The 208-nt window shown below is 38.0% G+C and carries 1 protein-coding gene; it reads left to right on the top strand.

Annotation, left to right across the window (positions count from 1 at the left end; all coding sequences use genetic code 11):
* Nucleotides 1–208, top strand: a 208-nt coding sequence (locus tag ACRHOC_RS16040; protein WP_431159542.1) for a hypothetical protein, incomplete at both ends; no start/stop codon positions are given.

The following is a 208-nucleotide window of genomic DNA, read 5'->3' on the forward strand; positions in this document are numbered from 1 at the left end:
GGCAGATTTTATTTAGAGTCTGATGAGACTTGGGAAACATTAATCGTACCGTTTATAGGGTATGAGGTCCTTGAAATCCCATTACCAAAACGGGTTAATTTCGATTTAAAATTTACTCTTAAGGAGGAAGCGTCGTCTCTAGATGAGGTTGTAATTGTAAGGGGTAAACAATCAAAAAAAGCATCGGAAAATCCCGCTATTGGGATAC

Origin of the sequence: Winogradskyella poriferorum, from assembly GCF_050618035.1 — a bacterium.
Lineage (GTDB): Bacteria > Bacteroidota > Bacteroidia > Flavobacteriales > Flavobacteriaceae > Winogradskyella > Winogradskyella poriferorum_A.